The 18352-nt window shown below is 52.0% G+C and carries 12 protein-coding genes; 11 read left to right on the top strand and 1 reads right to left on the bottom strand.

Annotated elements, in window-relative coordinates; genetic code table 11:
* Nucleotides 1-5 precede the first annotated feature (5 nt).
* The 6 genes from BQ7483_RS06760 (at nt 6) to BQ7483_RS06735 (ending at nt 4860) form a co-directional block, all read left to right on the top strand.
* Nucleotides 6-1772, top strand: a complete 1767-nt coding sequence (locus tag BQ7483_RS06760) for an alpha-L-fucosidase (RefSeq protein WP_072545318.1) — start codon at nt 6-8, stop codon at nt 1770-1772.
* 195 nt (nt 1773-1967) lie between these two features.
* The gene (locus BQ7483_RS06755) at nt 1968-2294 is read left to right on the top strand and encodes an ArsR/SmtB family transcription factor (protein ID WP_072545317.1); all 327 of its coding nucleotides are present in this window, start codon (nt 1968-1970) and stop codon (nt 2292-2294) included.
* Between the two features lie 61 nt (nt 2295-2355).
* Entirely contained in the window at nt 2356-2799 is a 444-nt protein-coding gene (locus BQ7483_RS06750; protein WP_072545316.1) for a nitrophenyl compound nitroreductase subunit ArsF family protein, read from the top strand.
* A 10-nt stretch (nt 2800-2809) separates the two neighbouring features.
* The gene (locus tag BQ7483_RS06745) at nt 2810-3517 is read left to right on the top strand and encodes an aromatic aminobenezylarsenical efflux permease ArsG family transporter (RefSeq protein WP_022020398.1); all 708 of its coding nucleotides are present in this window, start codon (nt 2810-2812) and stop codon (nt 3515-3517) included.
* Nucleotides 3518-3548: 31 nt separating this feature from the next.
* Entirely contained in the window at nt 3549-3785 is a 237-nt protein-coding gene (locus BQ7483_RS06740; RefSeq protein ID WP_022020399.1) for a thioredoxin family protein, read from the top strand.
* Nucleotides 3786-3891: 106 nt separating this feature from the next.
* Complete coding sequence (locus BQ7483_RS06735) at nt 3892-4860, top strand: permease (RefSeq protein ID WP_022020400.1); 969 nt, start codon at nt 3892-3894, stop codon at nt 4858-4860.
* Between the two features lie 277 nt (nt 4861-5137).
* Here the strand turns inward: BQ7483_RS06735 and hemW are convergent, their stop codons facing one another.
* The gene (hemW, locus tag BQ7483_RS06730; RefSeq protein ID WP_072545315.1) at nt 5138-6271 is read right to left on the bottom strand and encodes a radical SAM family heme chaperone HemW; all 1134 of its coding nucleotides are present in this window, start codon (nt 6269-6271) and stop codon (nt 5138-5140) included.
* A 259-nt stretch (nt 6272-6530) separates the two neighbouring features.
* Between hemW and BQ7483_RS06725 the strand changes: the two genes are divergently transcribed.
* From BQ7483_RS06725 to BQ7483_RS06705, 5 genes are all read left to right on the top strand, one after another.
* Nucleotides 6531-8474 carry a glycoside hydrolase family 97 protein gene (locus tag BQ7483_RS06725; protein ID WP_022020402.1) on the top strand — a complete coding sequence of 648 codons (1944 nt, stop codon included), beginning with the start codon at nt 6531-6533 and terminating at the stop codon, nt 8472-8474.
* A gap of 86 nt (nt 8475-8560) precedes the next feature.
* Nucleotides 8561-11041 (top strand): alpha-L-arabinofuranosidase C-terminal domain-containing protein, encoded by a 2481-nt coding sequence (locus tag BQ7483_RS06720; protein WP_235847322.1) that lies wholly within the window; start codon nt 8561-8563, stop codon nt 11039-11041.
* Between the two features lie 27 nt (nt 11042-11068).
* Nucleotides 11069-13084, top strand: a complete 2016-nt coding sequence (locus tag BQ7483_RS06715; RefSeq protein ID WP_022020404.1) for a glycoside hydrolase family 127 protein — start codon at nt 11069-11071, stop codon at nt 13082-13084.
* Between the two features lie 11 nt (nt 13085-13095).
* Complete coding sequence (locus BQ7483_RS06710) at nt 13096-15033, top strand: alpha-L-arabinofuranosidase C-terminal domain-containing protein (RefSeq protein WP_072545314.1); 1938 nt, start codon at nt 13096-13098, stop codon at nt 15031-15033.
* A 125-nt stretch (nt 15034-15158) separates the two neighbouring features.
* The gene (locus tag BQ7483_RS06705) at nt 15159-18254 is read left to right on the top strand and encodes a beta-galactosidase, LacZ type (protein WP_072545313.1); all 3096 of its coding nucleotides are present in this window, start codon (nt 15159-15161) and stop codon (nt 18252-18254) included.
* Nucleotides 18255-18352 lie beyond the last annotated feature (98 nt).

Here is an 18352-nt window from a genome sequence, read left to right as displayed (position 1 = left end):
TGGATATGAAAAGAACAATAATTGTAAGCAGTATTGTGCTGGGAGCGTGCATCTGCTCCTGCACTCAGAAACCTCAGGGCATCTCCGGGGTCGATTATGAGCTGGAACCGATGCCGTCTGTCCACAAGCCTTTGCCCGAGAACTCGGTGCCGATGGGCGATGTGGATACTTTTGCAGAAGTGAAGTTGGATTTGCCCGTTGCCGCGGGGCCATACGAACCGACTTGGAATTCGATAGAAGCCAACTATCCGGGGACTCCGGACTGGCTGCGCGATGCAAAGTTCGGTATATGGGTACATTTTGGTCCGCAATCGGCCGGAGAGAGTGGCGACTGGTATGCCCGGAAACTGTATGTGGAGGGTACCCTCGCTTATGAGAACCACTTGAAGGAATACGGGCACCCCTCGGAAGTGGGTTATAAGGAAGTGTTGCGCGACTGGAATCCCGCCAAGTTCAGTCCCAAGGCTTTGGTAGATATCTACAAGGATGCCGGAGCTCGGTTCTTAATTATACAGGGGGTACATCACGATCAGTTCGACATGTGGAACTCCAAGTATCAGCCTTGGAATTCGACCCGGTTGGGGCCCAAACGCGATTTCATGGGCGAATGGGAGAAGGCATCCCGGGAAGCCGGCATCCGTTTCGGCATCACTTTCCATCATGAATATTCCTGGTGGTGGTGGCAGACAGCTTTTCAGAGCGATACGAAGGGTGATAAGGCCGGCGTTCCCTACGATGGCAACCTGACGTTGGAGGACGGAAAGGGCCAATGGTGGGAAGGACTGGATCCGCGTTATCTGTATGGCGTCAATCTGAGGGAGTATGAGTCGGTAGCCGAGGCTGCCAATTCCCTGTGGTCTCCCCCCAAACCGGGTATCTTCAGCGGCCATCTGGAGTTTGCCAAATGGTACGCCAAGTGGTGGGCCTTGCGCATGATGGATGCGGTAGACAAGTATCGGCCGGACTTCATTTACACGGACGGTACCGACCAGCAACCGTTCAGCGGTTCGGGGACGGGTACCGGATACAAGTGTGATGCCATGCAGCGTGTAATCGCCGATTTCTACAACCGTACGCTGGCCGACAGAGGAAAGGTGGATGTGTTTAGCATCGTCAAGTTCCGGAAGACAACCAACGGTACGGTCAATACGTGCGAGACGGGTATTCCTGAAGGAATCAAGAACGACCAGGCCTGGATTGCCGAAACACCTGTCGGCGACTGGTTCTACGGACCGGACTTTGTGTACAGTTCGGATGCCGTCATCCGTTACCTCCTTGAGATTGTGGCCCGTGACGGTTCGTTCGGCTTGAGTATTCCTTTGCGTCCCGATGGTTCGTTGGACGAGGCCTGTGGGAAGATGCTGAAGGAAATCGGCGAGTGGATGCGTAGCAATGGCGAAGGCATTTACGGAAGTTCGGCCTGGAAAGTGCTGGGCGAGGGCGCAGGCGGCAAGCTGAATACGCTGCCTGGAGGACGCATCGGGCAATGGCAGGCCGACCATGTATTCTATAATACCGATTTCCGCTTTACGGCAGGCAAGGACGGGGCACTCTATGCCTGGTGCATGAAGGTGCCCGAGGCGGGCGACCGGTTGACGATTGCATCGTTGGGGACAGCCAAGGGATTGCTGGACAAAACCATTCGGTCGGTAGAACTGATGGGAACCGACCAGAAGGTTGATTGGAAGCAGGATGCCGAAGGATTGCATATCGTTTATCCGGAGGCTGCCGGCCTGAAGACGGCGGTAGGCTTCCGAATCGTTTGTGATTGATTGTCACTTTGGAAAAGAAGGTGTCTGATGGACTTTTCGGGCACGGATTGCGTGAATGGAACGGTGAACATCTGTGAAATTCATGGCAATTCGTGCCCGAATCGTTTAATAGATATGAAAAATGTGTGGTGTGATAACGGGTTATTCGTATAATGTTTGTAGTTTTGCGAACAACAAATAAGAAGGACAGAAATCATGGTTAGCAAGAAGTATTCAGAAGAACAGGAAAAGATGGCCCGCTTTGCCAAGGCCATGGGACATCCGGCCCGTATGGCCATCCTTCAGTTTCTGCTTGCCCAGGAGTCTTGCTATTTTGGAGATATCCACGAGGAGCTGCCTATAGCCAAGGCTACGGTCTCCCAGCATCTGAAGGAACTGAAGGATGCCGGGCTGATTCAAGGGGAGATTGAAGCCCCGAAAGTGAGATATTGCATCAACAAGGAGAACTGGGAACTGGCCCGGAGAATGTTTGCCGACTTCTTCGGACAGGCCGTGTGCAAGGAAGGGAGCTGCTGTCGGTAAGCTCTTTTTTTTGCGTTTAATGTTCGTAGTTTGACGAAATACAAATAAGATAATGAAAACAATGAAGAAATTCGGGATTTTGTGTATGTTGGGTTTGGCGTTGGTCGCTTGTGGAGGAAACGCCAAGCATTCAGTTTCTGCGGATGATACCCGGAAGGAAGTGGCTGTACAGGATGGAGTGGAGGTACTCTATTTCCATGGCAAGCAGCGCTGTGCCACATGTATGGCCATCGAACAGGGAACTCGGGAAGTGATGGAAAACGAATTGGCTGATGCCGTCGGGAAGGGTGAAGTGAAGTTTCGGGTGGTAGACATCAGCCTCGAAGAGAATGAAGCCATAGCGGAGAAATATGAAGTGACGTGGTCGTCCTTGTTTGTGGTGAAGCACAAAGGGGGAACGGATACGGCAGAAAACTTGACGGAGTTTGCTTTTGCCAACGCCCGCAAGTCGCCGGATGCGTTCAAGGCCGGAGTGGTGAAGGTGGTCCGTGAAATGTTGAAATAAAAACAATGTCATGGATGGATTGCAGACTTTGCTGGACAATAGTTCCACACCCGTACTGACAGCCTTCCTTCTCGGACTGCTGACGGCTCTTTCGCCTTGCCCACTGGCTACCAACATTGCGGCTATCGGATTTATCGGCAAGGATATGGAGGACAGAAAGCGCGTGTTCCGAAACGGCCTGCTCTACACCTTGGGCCGTATCCTGTCGTATACCCTACTCGGCGTAGTGTTGATTCTGGTGCTGAGGGAAGGTTCCAGTATGTTCGGCATCCAGAAGGCCATCGGTACGTGGGGCGAATGGCTGTTGGGGCCGTTGCTGCTTGTCATTGGGCTTTTTATGCTTTGGGGTGACAGGCTGAATCTGCCCCAATTCGGATTCAAGGGGAATGCTGAGGGCCTTGCAAGGAAAGGAGGCTGGGGAGCCCTGCTGATAGGGATACTCTTTGCGCTGGCTTTCTGCCCCACGAGCGGCATGTTCTATTTCGGTATGCTGATTCCTTTGTCGGCCACCACTCCGGCCGGTTATCTGTTGCCTGTCGTATTTGCCGTGGCTACAGCACTGCCGGTACTTGCCGTTGCCTGGATACTGGCATTCAGCGTGCAGCAGATGGGGCGCTTCTATGGCAGAATGCGCACGGTGCAGCGATGGATGAATTTGCTTGTCGGTGTACTGTTTGTCGTCATAGGCATTTATTATAGTTGGATGATGTATTGGTAAACACATTAATAATTAATAATATATTACGAATATGGGAATTAAAGTATTGGGCCCGGGTTGTGCCAAATGTAAGACAACCTACCAAGTCATTGAGAAAGTAATCAAGGAGAACAATCTGGATGTGAAGCTGACCAAGGTGGACGACATCATGGAAATGATGAACTACAACATCATGACTACGCCTGCCGTAGTGGTAGACGAAGTGGTGAAGATGAAGGGACAGGTTCCTACGGAAAGTGACGTCAAGAAACTTTTGGGCATCGGATAAACGGAGCGTGATGGATACAGGGGCGGCAGATACAGCCCTTATGTCATCTGCCGCCTTTATTGTGGAAACAATGTTCGTATTTCAACGAATTGATTAGGATAGAAACATGATACAAGATTTTGCAGACTGGCTGGTTTACGGTCTGTTCGGCCTGAGTGCCGACACGCCGCTGGGAGCGGCCGTAAACTTTTTCTTTTACGATACCATCAAGATTCTGATACTGTTGTTCTTCATCAGTGTGCTGATGGGGATTGTCAATGCCTACTTCCCGATAGAGAGGCTGCGTACTTATCTGACTACTCATAAGATGTATGGCTTGCAATACCTGCTGGCCTCTGTCTTCGGAGCCATCACTCCCTTCTGCTCGTGCTCTTCCATTCCCTTGTTCATCGGCTTTGTAAAGGGAGGCATTCCGTTGGGAGTGACCTTTGCTTTTCTGATTACTTCGCCGCTGGTCAACGAGGTGGCCGTTGCCATGTTCCTCGGCTCCTTCGGCCTGAAGGTGACATTGATTTACGTGGTCAGTGGCATCCTGCTGGGAGTAATCGGCGGTTTTGTACTCGGCCGGATGCGCCTCGCGCCTTATCTGAGCGACTGGGTGAAACAGATTCAGGCCCATTCGTCCGTTCAGGCGGAAGCATGGGAGAAGGAGCATACTTCCTTCATCAGGCGGCTTCCGGCCATCGTCCGTGATGCCTGGCGGATTGTCAGCGGCGTGCTTGTATATATTCTGATAGGTATCGGCATCGGCGCCTTCATGCACGGCTTTGTGCCCGAGGGGTTCTTTGAACAATATATGTCGAAGGGCAACTGGTTTGCCGTGCCTCTTTCAGTCATCCTTGCCGTGCCGATGTATGCCAATGCGGCCGGCATCGTGCCAGTCATCGAGGTGTTTGTAGCCAAAGGCATTCCCTTGGGTACCGCCATTGCCTTCATGATGGCGGTGGTGGGGCTTTCCCTGCCGGAGGCAACGCTGCTCAAGAAGGTGATGACCTGGCGGCTGATAGGCATCTTCTTCGGTACCGTGGCCTTTTTTATCATCCTGTCGGGCTATTTGTTCAATTTCATTTTATGATCCGTTGGCTTTAGCCGGTCGTTTGTCCGGCTTGAAGCGTCCGTTCAGGCTGGGTAAAGTGACGGTTTAGGCTGGGCAAAGCGATGCTTTAAGCTGGGTAAAGCGATGGTTTAGGCTGGGCAAAGCAATGCTTTGTCCAGGGCATGCCGCGGGCCTTTGTCTTTCAGGCAATGTTTGGGGGCAGAACATGCAATCTTTTACGTGAAAAGAAGCAATGTTTTGCCTTCAAACATTGCTTCTTTTGGGAGCTGATAACCGCTCTCTCTGTAACCGGCATTCACTCTTCTACGAACATCAGGTCGCTGATGATTCCGTCGGAAACAAAGATTCCTTCGCGGGTGAGCCGCAGGTAGTCGTTCTGCAGCTCCAGCTTGCCGCTCCGCAGATAGGGGGCGGCCATCGTGTTGCAATAGTCGGAAAGCGATTGGCCGAAGCGGGCCTCGAGTGTCGGCAGGTCGATGCCTTGGCGGGTACGCAGGGAGGTCATGACGCATTCGTTGTAGCGGGTCGTCGGGCTCAGTTCCTCCTTCTCGTAACACCTGTTTTTTTCTCCAATTGCCGAAATATATTTCTCCAGGGAGGCGATGTTCCATTCCCTGCTGCGCGTGTCGAACGAATGGGCCGACGGGCCGCAGCCCAGGTAGGGAATTCCTTGCCAGTAGGACGTGTTGTGGCGTGAGTGGAGGCCGGGCTTGCAGAAGTTGGAAATTTCGTAGTGCTCGTATCCGGCGGCCGAGAGGGTGTCCATCAAGGTGGTGAAGAAACGCACGCTGCTGTCCTCGTCCACTTCGTCCACCCGATGGGCCTGCAGCATCCGATAGAGTGGGGTGCCTTCCTCGTAGGTCAGGTGGTAGGCCGAGATGTGCTCCACGTCGAGGGCGACGGCCTGTCGGAGGTCGCGCTCCCAGCGTTCGTCCGTTTCGCCGGGCAGGCCGTAGATGAGGTCGATGCTGATGTTGTGGAAGCCGTGACGGCGGCAACACTCCACGGCTTCGATGGCCTGCCGGGCGTTGTGGCGTCGGTTCAGCAGACGGAGGGTGGCGTCGTCGAAGGTTTGGATGCCCATGCTGATGCGGTTGAAGGGCAGGCGGCGGAGCATGGCTGCGTACTCCTCGGTCAGGTCGTCGGGATTGGCCTCAAGGGTAATCTCTTCGCAGTAGCTGAGGCCGTAGACATCGGACAGGGTATTGAAGACCTGAAGGAAATCTTGCTCCTCGAGTTGCGAAGGCGTGCCGCCTCCGAAGTAGACGGTACGGACGGCCTCGCCCTGCAGGTAGTCGCGACGCAGGGTGAGCTCTTTGCACAGGGCCCCGATGTAGCGTTGCCTGAGGTCGTTGCGCGTGGTGGAGTAGAAGTCGCAATAGACGCACCGCGTCTTGCAGAAAGGTATGTGGATGTAGATGCCTGCCATGTCTGTTTCCTTGCTTAAAATAATGCAAATGTAAGAAACTGTCCGCTCTTCCTCCCACATTTCCTTAAAAATGTTGTTATCAGGGAGGATGCTGTCCTGATTTCGGCCTGTTTTTTCTTTTTTTAGCAGATATATTTGTGCGTATAAATTTAAATGTGTATTTTTGACACTCAATAAAACGTTACAAGGAAAATCGACGGGAACTCAGCCTTGTAACGCAAGGCCCTGAAATATATAACCTGCTAAGAATAGAAACACCATGAAAAAGAAACTTCAAACGACTCTGGCCCTGCTGATGGCGGCAGTGGCTTCGATGGCTCAACAAGTACAGGTGGCCGGTCCCGACGGACGGCTGCAAGTGTCGGTTGCCGGTGGCGGCGAGACAGGAATGACTTACTCCGTGACCTACGACGGCAAGCAGATGCTCGAAAATTCTCCTCTCGGCATGCAGACCAATGCCGGTGACTTCTCGAAGGGTTTGGCTCTGGTCAAATATGACACTTGCCGGATAGACACCGTCTATCGGCAGACCCGTATCAAGACTTCCCAAATCCATTATCAAGCCAACGAACTGACTTGCTATCTGTCCAATACCGACGGCGGGCGGCTGGCAGTCACCTTCCGCGTGAGCAACAACGACGTGGCCTTCCGCTACACCCTGCCCCGCCAGGGTGAGACGGGCAGTGTGCGGGTGATGGAGGAGGCTACAGGCTTCCGTTTCCCCCAGCAGACTACGACCTTCCTTTGTCCGCAGAGCGATGCCATGATCGGCTGGAAGCGGACCAAGCCCAGTTACGAAGAAGAATACAAGGCCGATGCCCCGATGAGCGAACGTTCGCAGTACGGACACGGATATACGTTCCCCTGCCTGTTCCGTGTGGGCGATGACGGCTGGGTGCTGGTCAGCGAGACGGGGGTGGACAGCCGCTATTGCGGTTCGCACCTGAGCGACGCGGACAACGGCCTCTATCGGATTGCCTTCCCCATGCCCGAGGAAAACAACGGCAACGGGACGGTGGAGCCCGCCTTCTCCTTTCCGGGCAGCACGCCCTGGCGTACGCTGACGGTGGGCGCTACGCTGAAACCCATTGTGGAGACTACCGTGCCTTGGGACGTGGTGACACCGCGCTACGAGACGGAGCACGACTATCGCTTCGGCCGCAGCACCTGGAGCTGGATTCTGTGGCAGGACAACAGCATCAACTACGACGACCAGGTGCGTTTCATCGACTTGGCTGCCGAGATGGGATACGAATATGTCTTGATTGACGCATGGTGGGACAAGAATATCGGCTACGAACGCATGGAGCAGCTCATCGCCTATGCACAGAGCAAGAAGGTGGACGTGTTCCTGTGGTACAGCTCCAGTGGCTATTGGAACGACATCACCCAAAGCCCGACCAACAAGATGGATAACGCCATCGTCCGCAAGCAGGAAATGCGATGGATGCAGAAGCTGGGCGTGAAGGGCATCAAGGTAGATTTCTGGGGTGGTGACAAGCAGGAGACGATGCGTCTCTACGAAGACGTGCTGAGCGATGCCGACGACCATGGGCTGATGGTCATCTTCCACGGCTGCACCCTGCCCCGCGGCTGGGAGCGGATGTATCCCAACTATGTGGGCAGCGAAGCGGTGCTGGCATCCGAAAATCTGATTTTCCAGCAGCACTTCTGTGACAACGAGGCCTTCAATGCCTGTCTGCATCCGTTCATCCGCAACACGGTGGGATGCATGGAGTTTGGAGGTACCTTCCTGAACAAACGTCTGAACCGCGGCAACGACGGCGGCAGCAAGCGTGTGACGTCGGATGTCTTCGAGCTGGCAACGGCTGTGCTCTTCCAGAATCCGATTCAGAATTTCGCGCTGGCTCCCAATAACTTGATCGATGCTTCGCAGGTATGTCTGGACTTTATGAAGCAGGTTCCTACGACCTGGGACGAGACCCGCTTCATCGACGGCTATCCGGGCAAGTATGTCGTGCTGGCCCGCCGGCATGGCGACCGCTGGTACCTGGCAGCCGTCAATGCCACAAAGGAGGTGCTGAAACTGAAATTGACTTTCCCCGAACTGGGAGGAACTACGGTTTCTGCCTATACGGACGACAAGAAGATGCAGCCGCAGCTGAAGGAACAGAAAGTGAAGGCCGGTGGAGAATTCCAGCTGACACTTCAGCCCCAGGGTGGCGCGGTGTTGGTGAAGTGAGCGGCTGAGCGCCCCGAACACAAACATTCTATATATATAAGAATACCATGAATAGACTTGTAAGATTAGGATTCGTCTTCGGCCTGATGACGGGAGCGGTGCTCCCCTTACAGGCGGAGACGGACAAGGTGACGAACGTCCCCGACTCCGTATCGCTTTTCTCGTACGCCCGAGCTGACGGACAGAGCGGATTGCGGTTTGCATGGAGTCCCGACGGGGAGCAATGGCTTTCCGTGGCCGACGGGTACGATTACGTGAAATGCGATTTTGGCCCTTGGGGACGTGAAAAGAAAATGTTTGCCCCCCATCTGTGGCAGAATGCGTCCGACGGGTCGTGGCATTGTGTATGGACGGCTACCCGCAGCGGAAAGGTGTTGGCACATGCCGCTTCGCCCGACTTGCTGAAGTGGGGAGCGCAGAGTTATTTTACCGAGGCCGACCGGCGGAAATATGAGCCGGCTTCGGCATTCCCGACCAAGGCTGTACAGGTAACGGTGGACGGTAAACAGGCGGACGGCTGGATGCAACGGGTGCCCTATGCGGTTGTGGAACAGTTGATCCGCTATGCCGAGCACAAGAAGTATCGGCAACAGTTGTATGACGAACGGGCCGAACAGGATCCTGTACGCTTTGCCGGATTGAAGCCGGTGACGGCCTCCATTGAGGTACATGCCTCGGAAGGGAAGGCTATCAGCGACCACCTGATAGGCATCTTCTTTGAGGATATCAACTATGCGGCCGACGGTGGCCTGTATGCCGAGCTGGTACAGAACCGCGATTTTGAATATTCGCCGAAAGACGGTTCGCATCAGAAGTGGAACAGTGACTATGCCTGGGGCGTAGCCGGTGGAGAGGGAAGCCTCTCGGTCGCTACGGATGCTCCCATTCATGAAAACAATCCGCATTATGCCGTATTGGATATCAAGCAGTCCGGAGCAGCTTTGCAGAACGACGGATTCGACGGAATTACCTTGAAGAAGGGGGAGAAGTATGACTTCTCCTGCTTTGCGCGGATTGCGGCGGGCAGTAAGGGAGGCAAGGTGGAAGTCAGCCTGTTGGATGAGAACGGGAAGACGGTCGGGATGGCTTCCGTCAAGGTGACTTCCCCGAAATGGAAAACGCAGAAAGCGGTACTGGTTGCCAAGGCCGATGTGGCTGCCGCAAAACTGGCTCTCCGTCCCGAGGAGGCCGGAACCTATCATTTCGACATGGTTTCACTCTTCCCGCAGCAGACGTTCAAGGGACGTAAGAACGGACTTCGTGCCGACCTGGCCCAAACGTTGGCCGACCTGCATCCGCGTTTTGTGCGTTTCCCCGGCGGCTGTGTGGCCCATGGCGACGGCATTGACAACATCTACGACTGGAAGGGCTCCATCGGTCCGCTGGAGGCCCGCAAGCCTTTGCGCAATCTGTGGGGATATCATCAGACACGCGGATTGGGATACTTTGAGTATTTCCAGTTCTGCGAGGATATCGGTGCCGAACCTGTACCCGTGGTTGCGGCCGGCGTTCCTTGCCAGAATTCCGGTACGTGCAGCCATCATTCCAAGGATGAACTTGGCTGCAACGGCCAGCAGGGAGGCATTCCGATGGACGAAATGCCCGCTTACGTGCAGGATGTGCTCGACCTGATTGAATATGCCAACGGAGATGCCCGCAAGACGGAGTGGGGACGGAAGCGCGCCGAAGCCGGACATCCTGAACCGTTCCATCTGAAGTATATCGGCATCGGCAACGAAGACCTGATTACCGAAGTCTTTGAAGAGCGGTTTACGATGATTTACAACGCTGTCCGCGAGAAATATCCCGAAGTGACGGTTATCGGTACGGTAGGGCCGTTCTACGAAGGTACGGACTATGACGAGGGCTGGAAACTGGCTACTCGTCTGGAGGTGCCGATGGTGGACGAACACTATTATGTGGCTCCGGGTTGGTTCATTCATAACCAGGATTTTTACGACCGGTACGACCGCCACAAGTCGAAAGTCTATTTGGGCGAGTATGCGGCCCATCTGCCCGGTCGTCCCAGCAACCTGGAGACAGCCTTGTCCGAGGCTTTGTATCTGACAGCGGTGGAACGTAACGCCGACGTAGTGACCATGACATCGTATGCGCCTTTGCTGGCCAAGGAAGGACATACCCAATGGCGTCCCGACCTGATATATTTCAATAACGGGGAAGTGAAGCTTACCCCCGACTACTACACCCAGCAACTGTTCGGGCAGAATGCCGGAAATGAATACTTCACTTCCACCATCCGGCTGGACAATCGGCAGGATGCCGTGCGGAAACGGATCGGGGTGTCGGCGGTGAAAGACGCTGTAACAGGTGACTACATTGTGAAACTGGTGAATATGTTGCCGGTGGAGGTCACTTCGCAAGTCAAGTTGGATGGCATCAGCCTGGATGGCTCGAAGGCGCAGAAGACGGTATTGACAGGTCGTCCTGCGGATGAACATGTGCGTCCCGTAACGGAGTCTTTTGAAATACAGGGCAAAGACTTTGCCTATACCTTGCCGGCCTATTCGTTGACGGTTATCCGTATCGGGCAGACATTGAAGAAATAAAATGGTTAATAAAGAAAAATCGATGATATGAAGAAAATATATGTATGGACCGCAATGGCGTTGTTGTCAGGTAGTTTGGCGGCACAGAAAACGGATTTGCATTCGGGTTATCCCATTGATCCGGTACCTTTCACTTCGGTCAAGGTGACAGACAGCTTTTGGGGGCAACGGCTCAAGGCCAGTCGGGAAGTGACCATCCCGCTGGCATTCAGCAAATGCGAGGAAACAGGCCGTTACGAGAATTTTGTGAAAGCGGCCCATCCCAGTGATGAGTATAAGGTAGAAGGATATTCGTTTGACGATACGGATGTCTACAAGACCATCGAAGGTGCCAGTTATTCGTTGCAGACCTATCCTGACAAGCAGCTGGAAAAGTACATAGACAGTGTGCTGGTCATCGTGGCGGCAGCTCAGGAGCCGGACGGCTATCTGTATACGGCGCGGACGATGAATCCGAAGCATCCACACGATTGGGCCGGTCCCGAGCGTTGGTCGAAAGTGGAAGAGCTCAGTCATGAATTTTATAATCTGGGACACATGGTGGAAGGGGCTGTTGCCCATTATCAGGCAACCGGAAAGCGGAATTTTCTGGATATAGCCATCAAGTATGCCGATTGTGTCTGCAAGGCCATCGGAAATGGTCCCGACCAAAAAAAACTCGTACCGGGACATCAGATTGCCGAAATGGCTCTGGTGCGGCTGTATCTGGTAACCGGCGACCGGAAATACCTGGATCAGGCCAAGTTCTTTTTGGATGCCCGTGGATATACGAGCCGGAAGGATGCCTACAGTCAGGCTCATAAACCGGTACTGGAGCAGGATGAGGCGGTAGGACATGCCGTCCGCGCCACGTATATGTATGCCGGTATGGCCGACGTAGCAGCCATTACGGGCGACTCATCTTATATCAAGGCGGTGGATCGGATTTGGGAGAATATTGTCGGTAAGAAAATCTATATTACCGGTGGCATCGGAGCCCGTCACGCCGGAGAGGCTTTCGGTGACAATTACGAGCTTCCCAACCTTTCGGCTTATAATGAAACCTGTGCCGCCATTGGCAATGTGTATGTCAATTATCGTCTGTTTCTGTTGCATGGCGATGCCAAATACTTTGATGTGCTCGAACGGACGCTGTACAACGGGCTGATTTCCGGTGTTTCGCTCGACGGCGGTTCGTTCTTCTATCCCAATCCGTTGGCCTCGACAGGTGGGTATAGCCGTAAGCCGTGGTTCGGTTGCGCTTGTTGTCCCAGCAATATCTGTCGATTCATTCCTTCGTTGCCCGGTTACGTTTATGCGGTGAAGGACGACCAGGTATACGTCAATCTGTTTTTGAGTAACCGTGCCGAATTGAAGGTGAACAGGAAAAAATTGGTATTGGAGCAAGAAACCGGCTATCCTTGGAATGGAGACATCCGCATTCGGGTGGCTCAAGGCAATCTGCCGTTTACGATGCATCTGCGTATTCCCGGCTGGGTGCGTGGGGCTGTGTTGCCCAGCGATTTGTATCGTTATGCCGATGGTCAGGAACTGGGATATACGGTAACGGTTAATGGCGAACCTGTCGCCGGAGAATTGCAGAAAGGCTATTTGCTGATTGACCGCAAGTGGAAAAAGGGTGATGTGGTTGAAGTAAATTTTGACATGAAGCCCCGCATAGTCAAAGCCAACGGAAAGGTAGAAGCGGACCGTGGTCGTGTGGCCGTCGAACGAGGCCCTTTGGTCTATTGTGCAGAATGGCCAGACAATGATTTCAATGTTCACAACATCTTGCTGAACCAGCATCCTGCATTCCAAGTGGAAGAGCGACCGGACCTGCTTTATGGCATACATGAAATAACGACCGATGCACAGGCACTCAGTTATGATGCTGCCGGCAAGTTGGCTGTAAGGGATGTCAAATTGACTTTGATACCTTATTATGCCTGGGCTCATCGGGGCGAAGGAGACATGGAAGTCTGGCTTCCCATAGAGGTCGGCGCGTCATCGGCTCTTCCGCAGAAAGCGGAGAAACAGGAAGACAATGGATTCTTTAATCATTAAATATTTTTATTATGAAGAAAATAACGACTATTGTGGCTTTGTCACTGGCTATTGGCTTGCAGGCGCAACAGCATGTCATGACTGTTGACGTTTCGAAACCGACAGCCGAGATACAGCCTACCATGTATGGCATCTTCTTTGAAGATATCAATTTTGGTGCCGACGGAGGTTTGTATGCCGAATTGGTGAAGAACCGTTCTTTTGAATTTCCTCAGCCATTTGTAGGTTGGGTGCCTTTTGGAAATGTGAGTGTGCAGAGTGAGAAGCCTTGCTTTGAACGGAATCCTCACTATGTGCGTGTGGTGAATGACGGACGTTTGCTTCGGGCCGGACTCGATAATGAGGGATTTACCGGTATCGGTCTGAAGGAAGGGGAGGAATATCGTTTTTCGGTCTATGCCCGTACTCCGGACGCAGCTCCGATGAAATTGTCTGTGGAACTGGTGCGCAAGGATGGTTCCAATCCGCTGAAAAAGACGGTGGAAGTGAAGGGTGATGAATGGCAGAAGCAGACTGTCATTCTGAAGTCTCCCTTTACCGATGCCCATGCCCGTTTGCGCATTGTTCTGGAAACGAAGGGTACAGTGGATATGGACCATATTTCTCTTTTCCCGGTCAAAACTTGGAAAGGACGTGAAAACGGACTTCGCGCAGATTTGGCTCAGGCCTTGTATGACTTGAATCCCGGTGTGCTTCGTTTCCCGGGTGGCTGTATCATTGAAGGCAACAGTCTGGCTACCCGTTATCAGTGGAAAAATTCGGTAGGGCCTGTGGAAAACCGTCCTCTGAACGAAAACCGCTGGAACTATACGTTCAAGCATAAAGCGTTTCCCGATTATTTTCAAAGTTTGGGATTGGGCTTCTATGAATACTTCCTGTTGAGTGAAGACATTGGTGCCGAACCGTTGCCGGTAGTCAGCTGCGGCCTTTCCTGCCAGTACGAGAGCAACGAAGTGGTTCCTTTGGACGAGCTCGATCCATACGTACAGGATGCCTTGGACTTGATTGAATTTGCCAACGGAGACGTCAATTCAACCTGGGGCAAGGTTCGTGCGGAGATGGGGCATCCGGTACCGTTCAATCTGAAAATGATTGCTGTGGGCAACGAACAGTGGGATAAAGTGTATGTAGAGCGTCTGGAAGTCTTTACCAAAGCTATCAGGGAGAAATATCCGGATATCAAGGTGATTGGCTCGTCCGGTCCCAGTGCTTCGGGAGACAAGTTTGACTATCTGTGGCCCGAAATGAAGCGGGTGGGAGTAGACCTGGTCGACGAGCACTATTACATGAAGCCTGAATGGTTTCTGGAGAATGCGAAACGGTATGATTCATACGACCGCAAGGGACCGAAGGTTTTTGCCGGCGAATACGCTGCTCATGACTATCCGACCGGGAAAGCCAACAATTTGTATGCGGCCTTGTCTGAAGCTGCTTTCATGACCGGCTTGGAGCGCAATGCCGATGTGGTTCATCTGGCTACATATGCTCCCTTGTTTGCTCATGTGGATGCCTGGCAGTGGAATCCCGACCTCATTTGGTTCGACAATCTGCGGATGATGCGTACCCCTAACTATTATGTACAGCAGATGTATGGTATGAATGCCGGTACGGATGTACTCCGCCTGCAGATGAATGGTGAACCGGTGGCCGGACAGGACAGTCTCTATGCGACGGCTGCGTTGGATGCTCCGACGGGTGAGGTTATTTTGAAATTGGTGAATGTAGGTTCGAAACCCGCTGACGTGAAAATCAACTTCAACGGTCTGAAGAAACATCGTATGGTATCGGGTACTTGTACTTATTTGCAAAACGATGATTGGAAAGCGGTCAATACGTTGGAGCAGGAAAAGCTGGTTCCGCGTGTGCGTCCGGTACAAGTGGAAGGCCAGTCGCTGGAATTGCAACTTCCTGAACGTTCGTTTGGGGTATATCGGTTGCAAATGCATTAATTTTCTATCATAATTGCAATATAATTCTTCTATTTGTAATCACAATACTCCTATCTTTGTAGCGGCTTGTACAAGAATCTCTTTTTTGGACAAGTCGCTACAAACATAAATTTATTTAATATATCATGAGGAAACAACTTATTACAGGACTGTTTGCCGCTTTGGCCGTAAGTGCTGGTGCGCAGTCTTTCAAGGAATGGCAGGATCCGGAAGTGAATGCCGTCAACCGTGCCCCGATGCACACCAATTATTTTGCCTATGAGTCGGAAGAAGCGGCTGCGGCAGGCAAAATGAATCAGTCAGCTAATTACATGACAATGAATGGCACCTGGAAGTTCTTCTGGGTAAAGGATGCCGATTCCCGTCCTACCGACTTCTGGAAGGTCGGCTATAATGACCGTGGCTGGGACGATTTGCAGGTACCGGCCGTTTGGGAATTGAACGGATACGGTGATCCCATTTATGTAAATACAGGCTATGCATGGCGCAACCAGTTCAAGAACAATCCCCCGCAGGTGCCTGTCGAGAACAATCATGTAGGTTCCTATCGTCGTGAGTTTGTCATTCCTGCTTCGTGGAAAGGAAAGGATATCATTGCTCATTTCGGTTCGGTGACATCCAACATGTATCTGTGGGTCAACGGGAAATATGTAGGTTATAGCGAAGACAGCAAGCTGGAAGCAGAATTCAATCTGACTTCTTACCTGAAGCCCGGACAAAAGAACTTGATTGCTTTTCAGGTATTCCGTTGGTGTGACGGTACCTATCTGGAGGACCAGGATTTCTTCCGTTTCAGCGGTGTGGGACGTGATTGCTATCTTTATGCTCGCGACAAGAAACGCATTGAAGATATCCGTGTGACACCCGACTTGGATGCAGAATACAAGAATGGTTCTCTGAACGTTGAACTGACTCTGAAGGGCAGTGGCAATGTCAGTCTGGAATTGTTGGATGCAACCGGCAAACAGGTTGCGTCTGCTACGGCCAAAGGAAGCGGTTCGGTGGTCTTGAATGTGGAAAATCCCTTCAAATGGACGGCCGAGACTCCCTATCTGTATACGTTGCGTGCTTCGATGCAGGGCAGTAAGGAAGTTATTCCTGTAAAAGTCGGTTTCCGCAAGATTGAACAGAAGAACGGGCAGATTCTGGTCAATGGCCAGGCAGTACTTTTCAAAGGAGCCAATCGTCATGAGTTGGATCCGGATGGAGGTTATGTCGTTTCACCCGAACGGATGCTGCAGGATATTCAGATCATGAAGCAGTTCAATATCAATGCTGTCCGTACCTGCCACTATCCGGATGCCAACCTTTGGTATGACTTGTGCGACCGATACGGTATTTATGTCGTGGCTGAAGCGAACATCGAGTCTCACGGTATGGGTTATGGTGATGAGACTTTGGCCAAGCGTGCAGATTATAAGAAAGCCCACATGGAACGCAACCAACGGAATGTTCAGCGTGGTTTTAACCATCCCAGCATCATTTTCTGGTCATTAGGCAATGAAGCCGGTTTCGGTCCGAACTTTGAAGCGGCCTACAATTGGGTGAAAGCGGAAGATCCGAGCCGCCCCGTGCAGTATGAGCAAGCTCATGGCAACGAATTTACCGATGTTTATTGTCCGATGTATGCCGACTATGCCCATATGGAAAAATATGCCCAGCGCAAGGACATCAAAAAACCGCTGATTCAGTGCGAATATGCACATGCGATGGGTAATTCTCAAGGTGGTTTCAAGGAATATTGGGACTTGATCCGTAAGTATCCTGCCTTGCAGGGAGGTTTCATTTGGGACTTTGTGGATCAGTCCATCCGTTGGACAGGGAAAGATGGCGTCAGCATTTATGCTTACGGTGGTGACTTCAATCGCTTTGATGGGTCCGACAACAACTTCTGTGACAATGGTCTGATCAGTCCCGACCGTAACCCCAATCCCCACATGTATGAAGTTGGATATTTCTACCAGAATATCTGGACGACTCCGGCCAATCTGGCTCAAGGTGAAGTGAATGTACATAACGAAAACTTCTTCCGTGACCTGTCGGCTTATTATATGGAATGGGAAGTTCTGGCCAATGGAAAGGCTGTTCGTAGTGGCAGAGTGGAGACATTGAACGTGGCTCCCCAGCAGACGGCGAAGGTAAAGCTTGAACTGGGCAAGGTATGCCAATGCAAGGAATGGGTGCTCAATGTGTCCTACCGTCTGAAGAATCGTGAAGGTTTGCTTCCTGCCGGTTTTGTAGTGGCTAAGGATCAATTGGTCTTGAATCCGTATAAGGCTCCTGACATGGAATTGAAGAATGTCGAGGAAGTGAACGTGGCCACTGTCGTACCTGAGGTTCAGGAAAATGACTGGAATTATTTGATTGTAAACGGGGAAGATTTCCGCCTGGAATTCAACAAGCATACAGGTTATCTGTCGCGCTATCAGGTAGCGGGTACGGAAATGCTGAACGAAGGCGCGCAGTTGACGCCTAATTTCTGGCGTGCTCCGACCGACAACGATATGGGTGCCGGACTGCAACGCAAGTTTGCTGTGTGGAAGGAACCGGGCATCGAGCTGACTTCCTTCAAGTGGAATGTAGAGAACGATATGGTGGTAGTCAATGCAGATTATGACATGAAGAAAGTTTCGGCCAAGTTGTCATTGACCTACGTTATTAATAACAAGGGGGCTGTTAAGGTTACACAGAAGATGACTGCCGATACTCAGGCCAAGGTAGCTCCGATGTTCCGTTTCGGTATGCAAGTACAGATGCCCAAGTCGTTCGAGACGATTGAATACTATGGCCGTGGTCCGGTAGAAAACTATATTGACCGTAACCATTCTACCAATTTGGGTCTCTATCGCCAGACAGTAGATGAACAGTTCTATTCCTACATTCGTCCGCAGGAAACGGGTACCAAGACTGATATCCGCTGGTGGAAACAGCTGAATGCAGCCGGTTGTGGCTTGCAGGTGGTGGCTGATGCACCTTTCTCCGCTTCAGCTTTGCACTATACCATTGATTCGCTGGACGACGGTTGGGACAAGGACCAGCGTCACTCTCCCGAAGTGGAACAGGCGGATTTGACCAATCTGTGTATCGACAAGGTGCAGATGGGGCTTGGATGTGTGAACAGCTGGGGAGCATGGCCGTTGCCACAGTATCAGATTCCTTATGGCAATTATGAATTTTCTTTCATCCTGACACCTGTGTGGCACAGCGTTTCAATGAAGTGAACGATTCATTAAGTTGCAGAAAATAAACTTGAAAGGAGGATGGCCCGTTGTAGTTTATCCTCCTTTTTTGTTTAATGTGTTGAATAACATAGTTTAGT

The sequence above is a fragment of the Mediterranea massiliensis genome (genome assembly GCF_900128475.1).
GTDB lineage: Bacteria > Bacteroidota > Bacteroidia > Bacteroidales > Bacteroidaceae > Bacteroides > Bacteroides massiliensis_E.
This window is presented reverse-complemented; position numbering and strand designations above follow the sequence as displayed.